The organism is Bacillus sp. A01H, from assembly GCF_045277205.1.
Taxonomy (GTDB): Bacteria; Bacillota; Bacilli; order Bacillales; family Bacillaceae_G; genus Bacillus_A; species Bacillus_A paranthracis.
Genome location: NZ_CP117702.1, coordinates 1,139,379 through 1,155,183, shown reverse-complemented (window position 1 = coordinate 1,155,183; position 15,805 = coordinate 1,139,379). Strand labels below are relative to the sequence as shown.

Sequence of the window (15,805 nt, the reverse complement as noted above, 5' to 3'; positions counted from 1 at the left end):
TTGATCCACGTATCATGGAACCAAGGTTTATCTTATTATCATTGATTAAATTAAAAAACTATGTTAAATTAGTACAGAAACACGTTTTCATAAATACAAAGAACGTATTTATCCGTATCTTAATTGTACACCAAAACACATCTTCAGTCAACCTCTATTTTTCACTTTTAAAGGAGTGCTACCGTATGAATAAAAAACTTGATTTAGAGCAAAAACGCTTGGATACCGTAATCGAAACGATTGCGAAACAAATTGATAAGCTGGAAAACGAAACTGGTAGACGCCGGGCAGAAGTAATCAATATTCGTAAACATTTCTGGGATGACGTGAAAGTGAATACTGATACTTTTGATGATTATCTTGAAACAGTTATCAACTTAAGACAACAAGCTCAGTCACTAGCTGTCACACAAATTACTCATAAGCACACCTTTAATCGGCTTGCCGCACTAAAACGCATGCATAAATCACCTTATTTTGGACGAATTGATTTTAAAGAAGAAGGAGAATCTGCTGCGGAGCAAATTTATATTGGCGTAGCTACACTTACTGATGCAAGCGGAGAAAATTTTCTTATATATGACTGGCGCGCACCCATTTCAAGTGTCTACTACGATTATCCACCAGGACCGGCTGAATACAGTACACCAGGTGGCGTAATTCACGGTAACGTGGAGAAAAAATTACAATACATTATTCAAAATGGCGAGATTGATTCTATGTTCGATACGAGCCTTACAATTGGCGATGAAATCTTGCAACAAGCGCTCGGGAAAGGTACGAACAAACATATGCAAAGTATCGTCGCTACGATTCAGCGCGAGCAAAATGAAATTATTCGTCACGATGAAGGCCGACTCCTTATCGTGCAAGGAGCTGCTGGTAGCGGTAAAACATCAGCTGCGCTGCAACGAATCGCCTACTTACTATATAAATATCGCGAATGGCTAAAAGCGGATCAAATTATTCTCTTCTCCCCTAACTCTATGTTCAATAGCTACGTTTCTAACGTACTACCTGAACTCGGCGAAGAAAATATGCAGCAAGTGACATTCCAAGAATATTTAAACCATAGACTAAGCAAGTCATTTGATGTTGAAGATCCTTATGAACAATTAGAATATATGTTAACTGAAACGAATAACCCTATCTATAAAACGAGAAATGCGAGCATTCGCTTTAAAGCATCTACTCAATTTTTCGAGATGATTAGAGCGTACAGACAATCTCTTGAATCATCAGGCATGCTATTTAGAGGAATGAAATTTAGAGGAAAGCTAATTGTTTCTGCAAAAGAAATTACAGAGCAGTTTTACAATACCGACTCCTCCCTCCGCTTCCATAGTCGAATTGAAAAGTTAACGGATTGGCTAAATAAGCAAATAGATGCACTTGAAAAAGCAGAACTGAAAAAGCCTTGGGTAGAAGAAGAAATTGAACTACTGAGTAAAGATGAATATCAAAAGGCTTATAAATATTTACAGAAAAAAGGTGAGTTTGACGACAACTCCTTTAACGATTTTGAGAAAGAAGCGAAAGTACTTGGACGTATGATTGTCCGTAAAAAATTGAAACCACTTCGCAAAGGTGTTCAAACATTGCGTTTCATCAATTTCACAGGCATATATAAACAGCTATTCACAGATGCATCATGGGTTACGGGAGAAAAGCCGAAAGACTGGGATGACATTTGTTCTTTAACGGTGAACATGCTCGATGAAGGAAAATTATATTACGAGGATGCAACTCCATTTTTACTTTTGAAAGAGTTAATTGAAGGCTTCCAAACGAACCGATCAATTAAACACGTACTCGTAGACGAAGCGCAAGATTATTCACCATTTCAGTTCGAGTTTTTAAAACGTCTCTTCCCTGCTGCAAGAATGACTGTACTCGGAGACTTTAACCAAGCGATATTTGCCCATGCAAGTGAAACAGTGAATTTCAATACGCTCACTAGCTTATACGGACCGGATGAAACAGACGGCATTAACTTAACTCGTAGCTATCGCTCAACAAAACCAATTATTGAATTCACACGTGCTCTCGTACCAGAAGGAAAGAACATTCACGCCTTTGAACGTGACGGCGAGAAACCTACAGTGACGAAAGTATCAAATGACAGCGAACTGCACGAACATATTACTGCTAAAGTTGCTGAACTGCAAAAAGAGCAGCACAATACGATCGCAATTATATGTAAATCTGCAGCTGAAAGTGCCGCTGCATACGAAGCACTTAATCATATCGAGAATATTAAACTCGTGAAGAGTAACTCAGCCGAGTATGAGCAAGGCATCGTCGTGATCCCAGCTTACTTAGCGAAAGGTATCGAATTTGATGCTGTTATTATTTACAATGCTTCTAAAGATGTATACAGCGATGAGAGCGTTCGTAGATTATTCTACACTGCTTGTACACGCGCGATGCATGAATTACAACTTTATAGCGTTGGCGAGGTTAGTCCTTTTATACTTGGGGCTGATTCGGAGAGTTTTGAGCTTATTACACCTTGATAACAATCAAGGTGTTTCTTTTTTGTGCAGGATTTACACCTTTAAAGTAGAATATATCAGTTTAGAAAAAAATTAAGGAGCGAAAAGATGAACCATTATTTTATTGCTATTTATGACGGTGAGTTTCCTACCGAGAAATTACATACCATTTTACAATCTAATCCCACTTTTACTGATCTAAACGTCCGCACCCTTTCAATCTCATCACCAAGACCTTTCACATTATTAGTTGACGAAGAACACGATGCACTTACAATTGAACTTACAGACAAATACCACTTATTAACGAAAGAATTGCAAACACTTGAGCAGCAAGAAAAGTACTACTATGTATACGATTATAAAATTAGAAAGACCATCGAGAATCCTACCCAAAAATGCTTTCCATTCGCACAAATCAATATAAGTGTTACGAAATTCCATCAGATGATTCAAAAAGTAAAAGACTTAAAACGACCTGTATTTGCAGGTTATAACATCGTCTCTCATGATGCAGACATACTTACGATTGATGTACTTCTTTCTTCACCTTTATTGGATCCTAACACTTCTGAAAAAGATGCGACAGAATATGTTTATTTGCAACAATTAGCTGAATCAATTTCTCGTTCTGAATTGTGTACTTCTATTAAAGCGAGTTCACTTATTTAAACATAAAATGAAACTTTATCGCTAAGTTAGAGCTGTTCCATTATAAGTTTAAAAAGGTGTGGTGTGCTATCCGACAAATACTATTTTAATAAGAAGGAACCAAAATCAAATTAATATGTAGGAACAAAATAATAAAGAGGGTTGCCCTCGGCATACCCTCTTTACTTCTACCCTTAACTTTCTGAGGTCTGCGAGCGTTTTATAAATAAAGCTACAACAACTGCAAGTAGTGCCAAACCAAAGCCAATTGTAAATGCGTTATGCACGCCTGAAACCATTGCTTCTGTCAATTGAGCTGGGTCAGTTGGATTTGAAGATGCATCCAAATATTTCTTTTGTCCGGAAGTCATAACACTAATAAAGAACGCAACTCCTACCGCACCCGCTACTTGCGATAGAGTATTCAAAATAGCTGTTCCGTGAGGATAAAATCGCTTCGGAAGTTGGTTCAAACCGTTCGTTTGCGCCGGCATCATGATCATTGAAATAGATATCATCATAGTGACGTGTAATAGGATGAAAGTTATTTTAGACGTATCTGCCGTTACTTGTGTAAAGAACCACATCACACCTGCTAATAATAGCGTACCAGGAATAATAAGCGCTCTTGGACCAAATTTATCAAAAAGCTTCCCTGAAACTGGAGAAAGCAGACCATTCAACAGGCTACCTGGAAGCATGATAAGACCGGTTGCATAGACAGTTAAGCCTAAAGCACCTTGGAATAGAAATGGTAATAAAGTCATTGTCGAGAACATCGTCATCATCATGATCGTCAATAAAATTGTCGTGAGCGTAAACATCGGATACTTAAATGCACTAAGGTCTAGTAATGGCTCTTTCAATTTCAATTGACGCAATACGAAGAATAGAATTGCTACAAGACCAATTAGGATTATGCCATATACTTGGAAACTACCCCAACCTTCACCTGAGCTACTAAATCCATAAACAATTCCGCCAAATCCAATTGTAGATAAAAGAATAGATAATACATCCACCTTTGGTTTAGTAGGCTCAGAGACATTTTTCAAATAAATAAATGCAAAAACGATAGAAAAAATCGCGAATGGAAGAACGAAATAAAATAGCCATCTCCAATTCAATGTTTCCAAAATGAGCCCTGAAAGTGTCGGCCCAATGGCAGGGGCAAACATGATTACAAGCCCAATACTCCCCATTGCCGCTCCTCTCTTTTCAGGAGGATATAGAAGGAGAATCGTATTCATTAATACGGGCATTATTAATCCCGTACCTGCTGCTTGTAACAAGCGACCCATTAATAGTATAGAAAATCCAGGCGCAATCGCACTTACAAGTGTACCGAAAGTAAAGATTACCATAGCACCTATGAATACTTGTCTTGTTGTAAACCATTGTACTAATAAAGCAGAAGCTGGAATGAGTACAGCAACTACAAGCATGTACCCTGTTGAAAGCCATTGAAGAGTCGACGCTGTTACATTCAACTCAACCATTAATTGTGGAAAAGCAACGTTCAATAATGTTTCATTCAAAATGGTGAAAAACGCTCCAATGATCATTGATATTAAAATTGGGAGTCTTTTCACATTGTCAAACTCCTTTGACTGCGAAGAAACAGGTGCAGTTTGAGTATTCATACATAAACCCTCCTTGTATTTTCTTTTATAAGTTTTTACTACCTTTGCTAGTCATATTTAACGTAGAAACGCCCATACCAAATTGAAAACGGTAGAGCACAACTACAAGTAAGATCAACAATGACATCACGCCGAAGATATTACTATACATATTTGCAGCTTCATTTGCAACAAAAGGATTTAGCTTTAGTGAAGTCGATCCTTTATCAAGCAATTTCCCTACTACACTCATAGCCATCGCGCCAGATATGAAATTAATCATCGACAGTAATCCCATTCCCACACCTGTCTCTTCCTTTGACAGTGTTTGTGAAATCGTATTAGACATTGAAATCTGCATAAAGGTCTGTCCTACATTTCCGAAAATTAAAATCAATGCTATGACAAAAGCCGAGACCCCAATGAAAGTAGATAATAATGAGAAAGCAAGGAATATGAATACTGAGGCAATAAAAACGAGTACAAAATTGCCCCGAGTATCAGCTACCCTTCCTCCCTTTCTTCCCATAATTGCCGAGGCAATTGCAGCTGGAACTAAAACAAAACCAATATTCGAAGGAGTCAATCCATTTACTGCCGATAGAAATTGCGGCGTCATGAATGTCATGCTAAAGCTCATCGCTGTCGTCATAAAGGCAAGGAGTAACCCAATCGAAAAATTCTTATTTTTAAACAGAGTCGGTTTAATAAAAGGCTCTGTAGCTTTTCTAATTCGCAAAATAAAGAAAGCTAACATAACAAATCCTCCAAGGAATAACAGCACTTGCATCTGCGTAATGGCAAGCAAGAAGAACGCGACTGATATAGCTAATAACCCTCCGCCAAGAATATCAATACTACCCGCCTTTCCTTTTGCATTGTCTAAATACTTTCTAAAGAAAGGTAGCGTTAGAAGCGGTAGTAATGAAAGAACAAACATGAGTCTCCAGCTTCCAAAACTCGTAATTAATCCAGCGGCAACGGGCCCTAAAGCATTCCCAAGCGCTAAACCAACTGCTGAAGTTCCAAGCGCACGCCCCCTTTTCTCTGGCGCAAAGTATCTAACCGGAATAATCATTGCTGTCGCAGGAAGAACAGAAGCTCCCGCTGCCTGAATGACACGGCCTAAAATGATAACCCAATACTCAGTAGCAAGTAGACCAAGCAAGGAACCTAGAGCGAAAATAAGTAGTCCATACGTTAACAAATCCTTTAACCGATATTTATCCGCCAGTTTTCCCATTACGATGGAACCAACAGCATAAACAACCATATAACTCGTCATAATCCAGCTAACCTCTGAAGGAACAAGGTTGAATTCTTTACCGATTTCAGGAAGAGCTACATTAAACATCGTACCGTTCATAACCGAAAATATTAGCGTAACTACTAAAACTGCTAGTAATTTATCCGCATTTTGTGATGAATGATCTACCATCGTGTAGACCTCCCTTCCTCTTTCCCATAATCTACATAGATTTAAATGAGTATCAACATAATGAATATCCTCACTATTTTATTATAATGAGGATATCATTTTTATCGTACGTGCTCAGTTTCTACCTCTATTCAATCAAATCTACAATTCGCTTTACAGAAGTTCTGTTACCGCTGAAAAATGAATGACCGCAAGAACTAGTGCTAAAATCATAAGCACGGCTGCTGGCATGATTTTTCCAATTGGATCTTTAACACGCATATGTGACAATACAGCTCCTAACATAATACAAGCAATCCATAATGCTGCTAAAACTAATACGATCTCATTCCAGAAACCAAAAATTAGTCCAACCACGCCTGCCAAAGCAATCCAACCTGTCGCAATTCTAAACCATTGCGGTAAACCTAAATGAGCGAAAGCCTCTACTTGCATTTTTGCTCCCGCAATTTTACTCACACTCGAAAAGAAAAATGCAAAAATTAATAAACATTGAAGTACTAATGCTACAATAGTCATGTACAATCCTCCATTATATATTTTTTAAGGGTATTGCTATTAAATGCTGAAACGATTTGAAATTCCTTACATAAATCCACCTCTCTCTATTATCGTTTTCTATAGATCCCCGCATCAGTTATAATAGTAATTATCCCGCTATTACACATTATGAGTACGCGATATAATGAGGTTACTCACTAATTGTTTATAATATAGAGAGGATACTCACTAATAATATACAATATATTTATGAAACGTGCAAAAATGAACTACAAAATAATGAGGAGGTCATCCCATTCATGAAATCAAATAATCCAGCTGCAATAGATATCATCCATATTTTAATGCAATCGTCCAACTATGTTCAAAGAGAATTTCAATCTCAATTGTCAGCCCTTGACACACCTTATCATCTAACAGGTCCTAGGTTACGCGTTCTATCCACCGTTTCTGAAAATGGTCCCATTCGAATGAATGAATTAGCTGCTAAATTAGGCGTCAAAGCACGTACAGTTACCGATTTTGTCGATGCACTCGAACAAGACAAGCTCCTAGTTCGTATACCAGATCCAACTGATCGCCGAGCTACATTAATTCAACTTACTGAACGCGCGCATTCCAATATGGAGCAGGCGCTCGCGTTCCAAGACAAGGTCGCAAACGATATTTTACAAAACCTCACATTAGAACAACGCGAACAGTTTTTTGAACTTCTATTACTATTAATAAAAGATAAGCAAATTCCAGATTCATGCGGAGAAGTTGAGAACGGAAAAACTTGTTAAGTGTGTAAATAAAACCACCTACACCCTAAAAAATATAGGGACTAGGTGGTTTGTTTTTTAAGCTGATTTTCTCGCTGGAATGTCTTTACGTCGATATACACTTAGTACGATTCCCATTATAAGCGCATGAAATACAGTTGGTGTTAATCCATAACTAATAAAAGGTAGTGATATAGCAGTAATCGGTAATAAACCTAAAATCATACCGACGTTATAAAGGAATTGTACTACGAAAAGAGTCAATCCACCAACGAGCAGCAATTTACCGTACCGATCATTTATTTTATAAGAGATGACTATTAATCTTGCTACAAAAAGAGAAAGAACGAAGACAAGAATTAACGCAAGCCAATACCCATAATAGTAAGTCAAACTTGCAAATACAAAATCAGTATCCGGAGCAGGGATGAATTTCATATCTCCATATGTACCAAACCAACCTGCTGACGACATTACCTCCTTTAAACGTATATACATAAATCCTGCGCCCTGTGCATCACGCTCTGGATTCAAATACCCTAAAAATCTATCCAAATAAACTCCTTTTACTGTGTGCCAGGAAAAATAGGCCCCTATAATCAATAAACAGATTGGTACAATTGTAATAATTAATGCCTTTTTCTTCCCTAACTTACTCCACCAAAGCATAACGAATACCATCGTGATATAAATAAAAATCACTGAAAAAGCTGCGCCAATTAAAAATAAATACAAAGAAAATAAATAAAGAGCCACAAGATGCATTACTTTTATCCTACTATTATTGAAAAAAGAAGCCCAAGCTAGAAAAAAGAACGGCACTGCCATTAAACGGTCAATTGCAATAGGACCAACTTTTATTATCGGTTCTCCAAGCATCCCAGCATTCGGAAAGCAGTATAGCATTAACAAGATAAGTACACCAATTGTATAAAACAACCATCCTAATCTCTCTAACTTCCGATAATTAATCAGCATCATCCCTAACGCTGTTGCAATACCAAGAACAACAAATATCACCTTATCCATTAGTAAATCATTCATATATCCAAAAGCTATAACCGGCAAAAACCCTAACCCCATCGCAGCCACTAATAAACCAATTAAAAACCAATCAACCTTTGGCTTATGCAGTTTGTTAAGTTCTTGTCCCAGTTTAATTGGACTCCCCATTTGCTCAACAGCCTTATCTTCAGCAACTTCCTCACTTAACCCTTTATCCATCCACATATTCTTTGCCTGTTTTAAGTGAAAATTCAGTTCAGTTGCTACTAAGTCCTTCGCTTCTTTTGATTTAATATGGTTCGTAACTTCTGTTAAAAAACGCTCCCCTTTTTTATTCAATTTTTCTCACTCCTGTACGAATCCTTTTAATATAAATCGTGCCTTCGTAGCATTCTTCTCTGCCTTTCGCAGCATCTTGTTTCCTTTATCATTTAATTGATAATATTTAGCTCCTTCGTGGTCCCAGCTAGATTGGATAAAGCGATTCTGCTCTAGACGATGTAACAAAGTGTATAGAGACCCTTCATTACCTTCAAATGTTTGAATCCCTCTCCCGCGCAGTAACTGCATCAATTCATAACCTGTTTTTTCATTCATAAGAAGTTGCAACACTGCTAAAAGGATGTCTTCTTCTTTTTCGGACGATTGATTGATTTTTTCACGCACCCGCTTCTGGTGCTGATCAGAAAAACTCAAATGTTTAAAAGTTGTGTTCTCCATTGATTTTCGCAAACCTTTTAATCGATCTTCCATTTGACTATTCCTCCAATCCTTTCTTCAAAAGCTCCTTCGCTTTTTTCATCCTCGTTTTTATCGTGTTCTCCTTCACATCTATTACAATCGCAATCTCTTTAATTGATAATTCTTCATAATAAAATAGATAAATGACTTCTCGATATTTGATCGGTAAATTCATTACTGCAGAAGCAAGCCTACTATCCTCTGCACTTTGAATAACTATTTGTTCCACACTTTCTTTTTGACTCTCCATATACGTAAAGTCATCCTCTGTCACGATGACCTTTTTGTTATACCAACTTTTTAAATAGTCCTTACAATGATTAATTGCAATTCTCCATAGCCATGTTTTTAAGTTCGAATTCCCTTTATATGTATGAAGAGATTTATAACATTTCACAAATATATCTTGCGTTAAATCCTCCGCAACCTCTTTATTATTCACATATGAATACATAAGCTGTAAGACTTCTTGTCCATACTTGTTCATGATTTCGTCGATAAGGTCCTCCTTATCTTCTATTTCAAACGCTTCTACCGTTAATTCATCCACAGCCTTCCCTCCTTCCCATATATTAGACGACGCACTGTATGGAAAAGTTTTATAAATTTATAAAAAAATACAGAGGGTAATAACGTTTTTTATAAAACACTTCCTCAGCAACTTACATATAATAAACCGAATAGTCGTTACAATACATTCACCTAAAGAGCGTCTTTCTCCCACGGCGCTCTTTAAGTTTGCAATAAGAGGGGCGTCTTCGTTTCCTATCGCTAAATGAAAAAGAGAACCGATTTAATCGAGTCCTCCTTCTTTCTAACGCTCACTTAAAGAATCTAATATTTCATGGCCATACAAAGATGGATCGATACTATCAAAACCAGTACACTCTTCATACAAGTGTAGTATTTGAAATTCTATACATAACGCAGCTGTTTGTTCTTGTTGATTTATTGCTTTTTCTAGTTCTGCCGTGTATTTCATTTGGATATTGTTATCAGTATCTTTATTTTTTTAGTTATGTTTATTTAACAAGGAGTCAACTCCCCCCACTGAGATAAAGCCTTTCAGTGGGGGGTTGAGTTTGAACGCTAGGGCTTTTTATCTATATGTCTTGTTCCCTATTTTAAAACATAATACAATGAATACGTAACTTAATAAGCTATAACTAGTAGGTGTGGTAATCATCTCTTCCATTTTGAAAAAAGGGGGAGGTGATAATATGATCGCGATGTTTGTCATTAAATTAGTGTATGGTATCCTAACCGGAGCTGGCGTTGTCATCGGTAGAAGATACGTCGGTCCGTGGCTAATTTCTGTATACAAAAAAGCGAGAACCACCCTGCTTCGTGGAAAAGGTAAGGGCGGTTCTCGGCTAAAACGTTAATGTAATTGTCTTATAACCGCACCTACTACCACCACAATAGCAAGTTAGGTTACAAAGGCAGAAGTTTCTCAGGCTTCTGTCTTCTTTATTTTATGCAAAATTCATACTATATACTCTACCATCATTGTAACACATTTTATTTATTTTTAGTCAAGATAAAAAACACCTAAAGAGTTTCTCTTCAGGTGTTTCTCTATTTTACGCTAATGCAGCTGCATGCTCTTGTTGATCTACAGGAATGACAGCGTCTCTTAATGCTTTTTCTAGTTCTGCTGTGTATTTCATTTGCTCTTCTTTGCTCCAGCCTAGTTTTGCAGCCATGTAGTTGATTACTGCTTCTTTCCACTCGTATACCCAGTGGATGTTGAAGAATACAGCGCCTCTGCGGCGTACGAAGAAGTCGACTGGTTTTGCTGTCATTTCGTAATCCATTGCGTATACAAGTGGGATTAGAACGTCTAGCGGCATGTTGTATTCTTTCGCTTCATCTTTATGTTTTTTCGCTAGGTCAAATAGTACGTCAACGTTAGAGCCGTAGAATTTCGCGAATTCTTCTGCTTGTGCTGTTGTTAAACCGTATTTCGTACCTTCGCCTGCTTTTTTCGCGATAAATGCTGGTAATCCTTTAGAGCCATCTACATGTCCACCAGAGATTGGCATATGTTTCGTTGTGCTCTTCGGATATGCACTATGCCCTTCTTTTTGTAGTAAGTTCGTTACGTAGTCTACTACCATTTCAGCCATTTTGCGGTATCCTGTTAATTTACCACCTGCGATTGTAATTAAACCAGATTCAGAAGTCCAAATTTCGTCTTTACGAGAAATTTCAGATGCACTCTTACCTTCTTCGTAAATTAACGGACGTACGCCAGCCCAGCTTGACTCGATGTCTTTTTCCGTAATTTTTACGCTTGGGAACATGTAGTTAATCGCATTAATGATGTACGTGCGATCTTCTGTTGTCATTTGTGGTACAGCTGCGTCTTTATCATAGAACGTATCTGTTGTACCTACATATGTTTTTCCTCCGCGCGGAATCGCGAATACCATACGTTTATCTGGTGTATCGAAGTAAATCGCTTGACCTAATGGGAAACGTTTTTGATCAATTACTAAGTGAACACCTTTTGATAACTGAAGTACTTTTCCTTTTTTCGAGTTATCTTTTTCACGAAGTGTATCTACCCAAGGACCAGCTGCGTTTACAATTTTCTTACCGTAAACTTCGTATACTTCACCATCTAGTAAATCGATTACACGTACACCACATACTTTTCCATCTTTATATAAGAAACTATCTACTTTTGCGTAGTTAACAGCTTTTGCACCGTGCTCAATTGCTTCTTTCATTACTTCAATTGTAAGACGCGCATCATCAGTGCGATATTCTACGTAGTAACCGCCGCCTTTTAATCCTTCTTGTTTTACAAGAGGCTCTTTCTTCAGCGTTTCTTCACGGTTAAACATTTTTCTGCGCTCGCTTCGTTTTACGCCTGCTAAGAAGTCGTATACACGAAGACCAATTGATGTACTGAATGATCCGAACGTACCGCCTGTATGGAACGGAAGTAACATCCACTCTGGTGTTGTTACATGGGGACCGTTCTCATATACGATCGCACGCTCTTTACCCACCTCTGCTACCATTTTCACTTCAAGTTGTTTTAAATAACGTAGACCACCGTGTACAAGCTTCGTTGAACGACTTGATGTACCTGCTGCAAAGTCCTGCATTTCAAACACAATTGTTGATAATCCGCGTGTTGCTCCATCTAATGCAATACCAGAACCAGTAATACCTCCACCAATTACGATCACATCTAATTCTTGTTTATTTACTCCGTTTAATACGTCTTTACGTTGTTTACTTGAAAATTTCATGGTAATTCCTCCCTTTGATAACGAAAAAAGAGACCACAAACTCCGCTATAGATTTCGCCTCTATAGCGTGTTGTGGTCTCTCCAAATCTCCTACCGAATTATTAACTTGTCACCATTATAACACTGTTTATGATTATTTGAAAGCTTTTGTTGCTTCAATTGCTTTTTTCCATCCAGCATATAGCTCTTCGCTTGTTTCCGCTTCCATTGTTGGTTCAAAGCGTTTGTCCATATGCCACTGTTCTTTAATTTCATCTTGGTTTTTCCAATATCCAACCGCAAGACCAGCTAAGTACGCTGCACCTAAAGCTGTTGTTTCATTGATCACTGGACGCTCTACAGGAACATCTAAAATATCACTTTGGAACTTCATTAAGAAGTTATTTTTAACTGCTCCGCCATCAACGCGTAATGTTTTCAGTTCAATACCTGAATCTGCTTCCATTGCGCATAATACGTCTTTCGTTTGGTAAGCTAAAGATTCTAGTGTTGCACGAATGAAATGCTCTTTCGTCGTACCGCGTGTTACACCAAACATAGCGCCGCGTACTTCACTATCCCAGTAAGGTGTACCTAATCCTACGAATGCTGGTACAACGTATACACCGTCAGTTGATTCAACGCGATTCGCATACACTTCACTCTCACTTGCATCTTTAAACATGCGCATTCCGTCACGTAACCACTGAATTGCAGAACCTGCTACGAAAATACTTCCTTCTAATGCGTAGTTTACTTTACCATCTATTCCCCATGCAATTGTTGTTAATAGGCCATGCTCAGAAGCTACCGCTTTTTCACCAGTGTTCATTAGCATGAAGCAACCAGTTCCGTAAGTATTTTTCGCCATACCTTCACCGAAACAAGCTTGTCCAAATAATGCCGCTTGTTGATCACCAGCTACACCGGCAATCGGTACATTTTGACCGAAGAAGTGATAGTCAATTGTTTCTCCATACACTTCAGATGATGGACGTACTTCTGGAAGCATGCTCTTCGGTACTGTTAACATGTCTAGAAGTTCATCATCCCACTGTAAGTCGTGAATGTTAAACATTAATGTACGTGATGCATTTGAGTAATCCGTTACGTGCGCTTTACCACCAGATAGTTTCCATACAAGCCACGTATCAATTGTTCCGAATAATAGATCGCCGTTTTCTGCTTTCTCTCTTGCACCTTCAACGTTATCTAAAATCCATTTTACTTTCGTACCAGAGAAGTATGCGTCAATTAAAAGACCTGTTTTTTCGCGAACCATTTCGCTATAACCTTTTTCTTTTAACTCATCACAAATTTCAGCTGTTTGGCGAGATTGCCATACAATTGCGTTATAAATTGGTTTACCAGTCGTTTTATCCCATACAACCGCTGTTTCACGTTGGTTCGTAATACCGATACCAGCGATTTGTTCTGGTTTTACATCTGCTTCGCTTAAGCAAGTTGCGATAACCGCTAAAATAGATCCCCAAATTTCTTGCGCGTTATGCTCTACCCAGCCCGGCTTTGGAAAATGTTGCGTAAACTCTTTTTGAGCTGAATGAACAATTTCACCTTTTTTATTGAAAAGAATTGCGCGTGAGCTAGTTGTTCCTTGGTCTAATGAAAGAATATATTTTTTCATAATGGTTTCCCCCTTATGCTACTTTTCTACTATTTGTATTGCTTCCACTTTTTTTGCTTGTCATATAAGAGATTGCTAGTACAATCACAGTTGCAATAATCACATAAATAAGTGCTGCATTTTGTTTTCCTTCAAATACAACTTGATGGAATAATCCTGCCAGTGATCCACCTAAAATTGGACCTACTACTGGAATCCATGCATATTTCCAGTTTGAACCGCCTTTTCCTGCAATCGGAAGGAAGAAGTGCGCAATACGCGGACCTAAATCACGTGCTGGGTTGATTGCGTATCCTGTCGTTCCACCTAATGATAAACCAATACTTACAATTAAGAAACCTACGATAAATGGATTTAATCCATCTGCAAATTTATTTGCACCAATTGCTAATATACCAAATACTAAAACGAATGTCCCAATCATTTCACTTAAAAGGTTTGCAAATGTGTTCGGAATTGCTGGACCTGTTGCAAATACACCTAACTTTGTTCCTGGATCTTCTGTTTCTTTCCAGTGTGGTAAGTAATGTAAATATACGATAACTGCCCCGATAATTGCCCCAATCATTTGTGCTGCGATATAACCAGGTACGTCACTCCATGGGAACGCTCCCTTAAATGCTAATCCTATCGTCAAAGCTGGATTCAAATGTGCCCCACTAATTGATCCAACCGCGTACGCTGCAACCGCTACCGCTAAGCCCCAGCCCATTGTAATAACAATCCAACCAGAATCTTTCGCAAACGACTTCTTTAAACTTACACCAGCACAAACGCCGCCACCAAGTACGATTAACAACGCAGTCCCTATTAACTCTCCTAAAAATGCTGACATAGTATCCCTCCACAATCAATTTAAACGCTTTCAAATGTGATAGAGGTAAAATGAATGGCCATTCGTTTTTGTCAAAAGAAAAAGACCCACAGCTTTGCACGCTTCTATATAAATTTATATAGAAACAATGAAATGTGGATCTCTACTTTTCTCCGTCACGTTTATTAACTTGTCTATAATGTTAACCGTTAATGAAAGCGGTGTCAACAGAATTATTTCACATTTTCGTCACTTTTTTTGGTAATGTTTCCATAGTTCGCGTTTTGATGTCGTAATTGCTGTCGCACCAGCATTTAAAGCTCTCTCTACATCATCAACAGTACGAATAAAACCACCCGCTAAAATTGGTACACCAGTACGCTCTTTCACTTCAGCGATCACATCCGTTAACGCTCCTGGGAGCACCTCTATATAATCCGGCTTCGTCTTTTCTAAAAGATTGCAACTCTTCTCCATTGCACTCGAATCGATTAAAAAAATACGCTGAATTGCCACAACACCTTTTTGCTTCGCCTTCATAATGACGCTCGCCTTCGTTGAAAGTAACCCGTACGGTCTAAACTCCTGACATAAATACTCCGTCGCATGCCCATCACTCTGCAAGCCATGAATTAAATCCACATGTAAAAACACCTTTTTACAATATTGCTTCGCAAGTGATATAACACTCTTCAATTGACCGACATGAATATCTAAAATAACGATATACTCATACGAACTATGTAATAGCTTTTCCAAATCTTTAATTTGCCTTACTGCCGGCAAAATCTTTTGTTCATGAAATTCCATTCTAAATGTCCCCTTCTTTATGTCATCCTATCCTTTATAGTACACAATTTGAGTGAAAAGAACAGCTAGTGTAG

Annotated in this window: 15 protein-coding genes; 4 read left to right on the top strand and 11 right to left on the bottom strand. The window is 38.1% G+C overall.

Annotated elements, in window-relative coordinates:
• The first annotated feature begins 185 nt into the window (after positions 1-185).
• Both helD and PSR14_RS06105 read left to right on the top strand, forming a co-directional pair.
• A complete protein-coding gene (gene helD / locus PSR14_RS06110; RefSeq protein ID WP_001035414.1) occupies positions 186-2,516 on the top strand; it encodes an RNA polymerase recycling motor HelD in 2,331 nt (776 codons plus the stop codon).
• Between the two features lie 87 nt (positions 2,517-2,603).
• Positions 2,604-3,167 carry a hypothetical protein gene (locus PSR14_RS06105; protein ID WP_001017107.1) on the top strand — a complete coding sequence of 188 codons (564 nt, stop codon included), beginning with the start codon at positions 2,604-2,606 and terminating at the stop codon, positions 3,165-3,167.
• 173 nt (positions 3,168-3,340) lie between these two features.
• Here PSR14_RS06105 and PSR14_RS06100 read toward each other — a convergent pair whose 3' ends face one another.
• The 3 genes from PSR14_RS06100 to PSR14_RS06090 all read right to left on the bottom strand — a co-directional run bounded on the left by PSR14_RS06100 (position 3,341) and on the right by PSR14_RS06090 (position 6,725).
• Complete coding sequence (locus tag PSR14_RS06100; RefSeq protein ID WP_001097156.1) at positions 3,341-4,789, bottom strand: MDR family MFS transporter; 1,449 nt, start codon at positions 4,787-4,789, stop codon at positions 3,341-3,343.
• 25 nt (positions 4,790-4,814) lie between these two features.
• Positions 4,815-6,206 (bottom strand): MFS transporter, encoded by a 1,392-nt coding sequence (locus PSR14_RS06095; protein WP_000227532.1) that lies wholly within the window; start codon positions 6,204-6,206, stop codon positions 4,815-4,817.
• 153 nt (positions 6,207-6,359) lie between these two features.
• Complete coding sequence (locus PSR14_RS06090; RefSeq protein WP_000156910.1) at positions 6,360-6,725, bottom strand: DoxX family protein; 366 nt, start codon at positions 6,723-6,725, stop codon at positions 6,360-6,362.
• A 281-nt stretch (positions 6,726-7,006) separates the two neighbouring features.
• Between PSR14_RS06090 and PSR14_RS06085 the strand changes: the two genes are divergently transcribed.
• Positions 7,007-7,492, top strand: a complete 486-nt coding sequence (locus PSR14_RS06085) for a MarR family winged helix-turn-helix transcriptional regulator (protein ID WP_000841457.1) — start codon at positions 7,007-7,009, stop codon at positions 7,490-7,492.
• Positions 7,493-7,549: 57 nt separating this feature from the next.
• On the opposite strand, the gene PSR14_RS06080 is transcribed toward PSR14_RS06085, so the two are convergent.
• The 4 genes from PSR14_RS06080 to PSR14_RS06065 form a co-directional block, all read right to left on the bottom strand.
• Entirely contained in the window at positions 7,550-8,815 is a 1,266-nt protein-coding gene (locus PSR14_RS06080) for an FtsW/RodA/SpoVE family cell cycle protein (protein WP_001034637.1), read from the bottom strand.
• 6 nt (positions 8,816-8,821) lie between these two features.
• A complete protein-coding gene (locus PSR14_RS06075) occupies positions 8,822-9,229 on the bottom strand; it encodes a PadR family transcriptional regulator (RefSeq protein ID WP_000390164.1) in 408 nt (135 codons plus the stop codon).
• Between the two features lie 4 nt (positions 9,230-9,233).
• Complete coding sequence (locus tag PSR14_RS06070; RefSeq protein ID WP_073541620.1) at positions 9,234-9,767, bottom strand: sigma-70 family RNA polymerase sigma factor; 534 nt, start codon at positions 9,765-9,767, stop codon at positions 9,234-9,236.
• Between the two features lie 264 nt (positions 9,768-10,031).
• Positions 10,032-10,199 carry a hypothetical protein gene (locus tag PSR14_RS06065; RefSeq protein WP_000877814.1) on the bottom strand — a complete coding sequence of 56 codons (168 nt, stop codon included), beginning with the start codon at positions 10,197-10,199 and terminating at the stop codon, positions 10,032-10,034.
• Between the two features lie 238 nt (positions 10,200-10,437).
• On the opposite strand from PSR14_RS06065, the gene PSR14_RS06060 reads away from it, so the two are divergent.
• Positions 10,438-10,602, top strand: a complete 165-nt coding sequence (locus PSR14_RS06060) for a hypothetical protein (protein WP_000561154.1) — start codon at positions 10,438-10,440, stop codon at positions 10,600-10,602.
• Between the two features lie 198 nt (positions 10,603-10,800).
• Here the strand turns inward: PSR14_RS06060 and glpD are convergent, their stop codons facing one another.
• From glpD to glpP, 4 genes are all read right to left on the bottom strand, one after another.
• Positions 10,801-12,483, bottom strand: coding sequence for an aerobic glycerol-3-phosphate dehydrogenase (gene glpD, locus PSR14_RS06055; RefSeq protein ID WP_000672812.1), 1,683 nt, complete (start codon positions 12,481-12,483; stop codon positions 10,801-10,803).
• Positions 12,484-12,616: 133 nt separating this feature from the next.
• Positions 12,617-14,107, bottom strand: a complete 1,491-nt coding sequence (gene glpK / locus PSR14_RS06050; RefSeq protein ID WP_000759991.1) for a glycerol kinase GlpK — start codon at positions 14,105-14,107, stop codon at positions 12,617-12,619.
• A gap of 13 nt (positions 14,108-14,120) precedes the next feature.
• Entirely contained in the window at positions 14,121-14,942 is an 822-nt protein-coding gene (glpF, locus tag PSR14_RS06045) for a glycerol uptake facilitator protein GlpF (RefSeq protein ID WP_001272193.1), read from the bottom strand.
• 228 nt (positions 14,943-15,170) lie between these two features.
• Complete coding sequence (glpP, locus tag PSR14_RS06040; protein ID WP_000394287.1) at positions 15,171-15,731, bottom strand: glycerol uptake operon antiterminator GlpP; 561 nt, start codon at positions 15,729-15,731, stop codon at positions 15,171-15,173.
• Positions 15,732-15,805 lie beyond the last annotated feature (74 nt).

Bases quoted from the DNA above. Each gene is read 5' to 3' on its own strand.
- PSR14_RS06065 (WP_000877814.1), bottom strand. From the start codon at position 10,199: ATGAAATACACGGCAGAACTAGAAAAAGCAATAAATCAACAAGAACAA.
- glpD (WP_000672812.1), bottom strand. From the start codon at position 12,483: ATGAAATTTTCAAGTAAACAACGTAAAGACGTATTAAACGGAGTAAAT.
- PSR14_RS06105 (WP_001017107.1), top strand. From the start codon at position 2,604: ATGAACCATTATTTTATTGCTATTTATGACGGTGAGTTTCCTACCGAG.
- glpP (WP_000394287.1), bottom strand. From the start codon at position 15,731: ATGGAATTTCATGAACAAAAGATTTTGCCGGCAGTAAGGCAAATTAAA.
- PSR14_RS06095 (WP_000227532.1), bottom strand. From the start codon at position 6,206: ATGGTAGATCATTCATCACAAAATGCGGATAAATTACTAGCAGTTTTA.
- PSR14_RS06090 (WP_000156910.1), bottom strand. From the start codon at position 6,725: ATGACTATTGTAGCATTAGTACTTCAATGTTTATTAATTTTTGCATTT.
- PSR14_RS06060 (WP_000561154.1), top strand. From the start codon at position 10,438: ATGATCGCGATGTTTGTCATTAAATTAGTGTATGGTATCCTAACCGGA.
- helD (WP_001035414.1), top strand. From the start codon at position 186: ATGAATAAAAAACTTGATTTAGAGCAAAAACGCTTGGATACCGTAATC.
- PSR14_RS06075 (WP_000390164.1), bottom strand. From the start codon at position 9,229: ATGGAAGATCGATTAAAAGGTTTGCGAAAATCAATGGAGAACACAACT.
- glpK (WP_000759991.1), bottom strand. From the start codon at position 14,107: ATGAAAAAATATATTCTTTCATTAGACCAAGGAACAACTAGCTCACGC.
- glpF (WP_001272193.1), bottom strand. From the start codon at position 14,942: ATGTCAGCATTTTTAGGAGAGTTAATAGGGACTGCGTTGTTAATCGTA.
- PSR14_RS06100 (WP_001097156.1), bottom strand. From the start codon at position 4,789: ATGAATACTCAAACTGCACCTGTTTCTTCGCAGTCAAAGGAGTTTGAC.
- PSR14_RS06085 (WP_000841457.1), top strand. From the start codon at position 7,007: ATGAAATCAAATAATCCAGCTGCAATAGATATCATCCATATTTTAATG.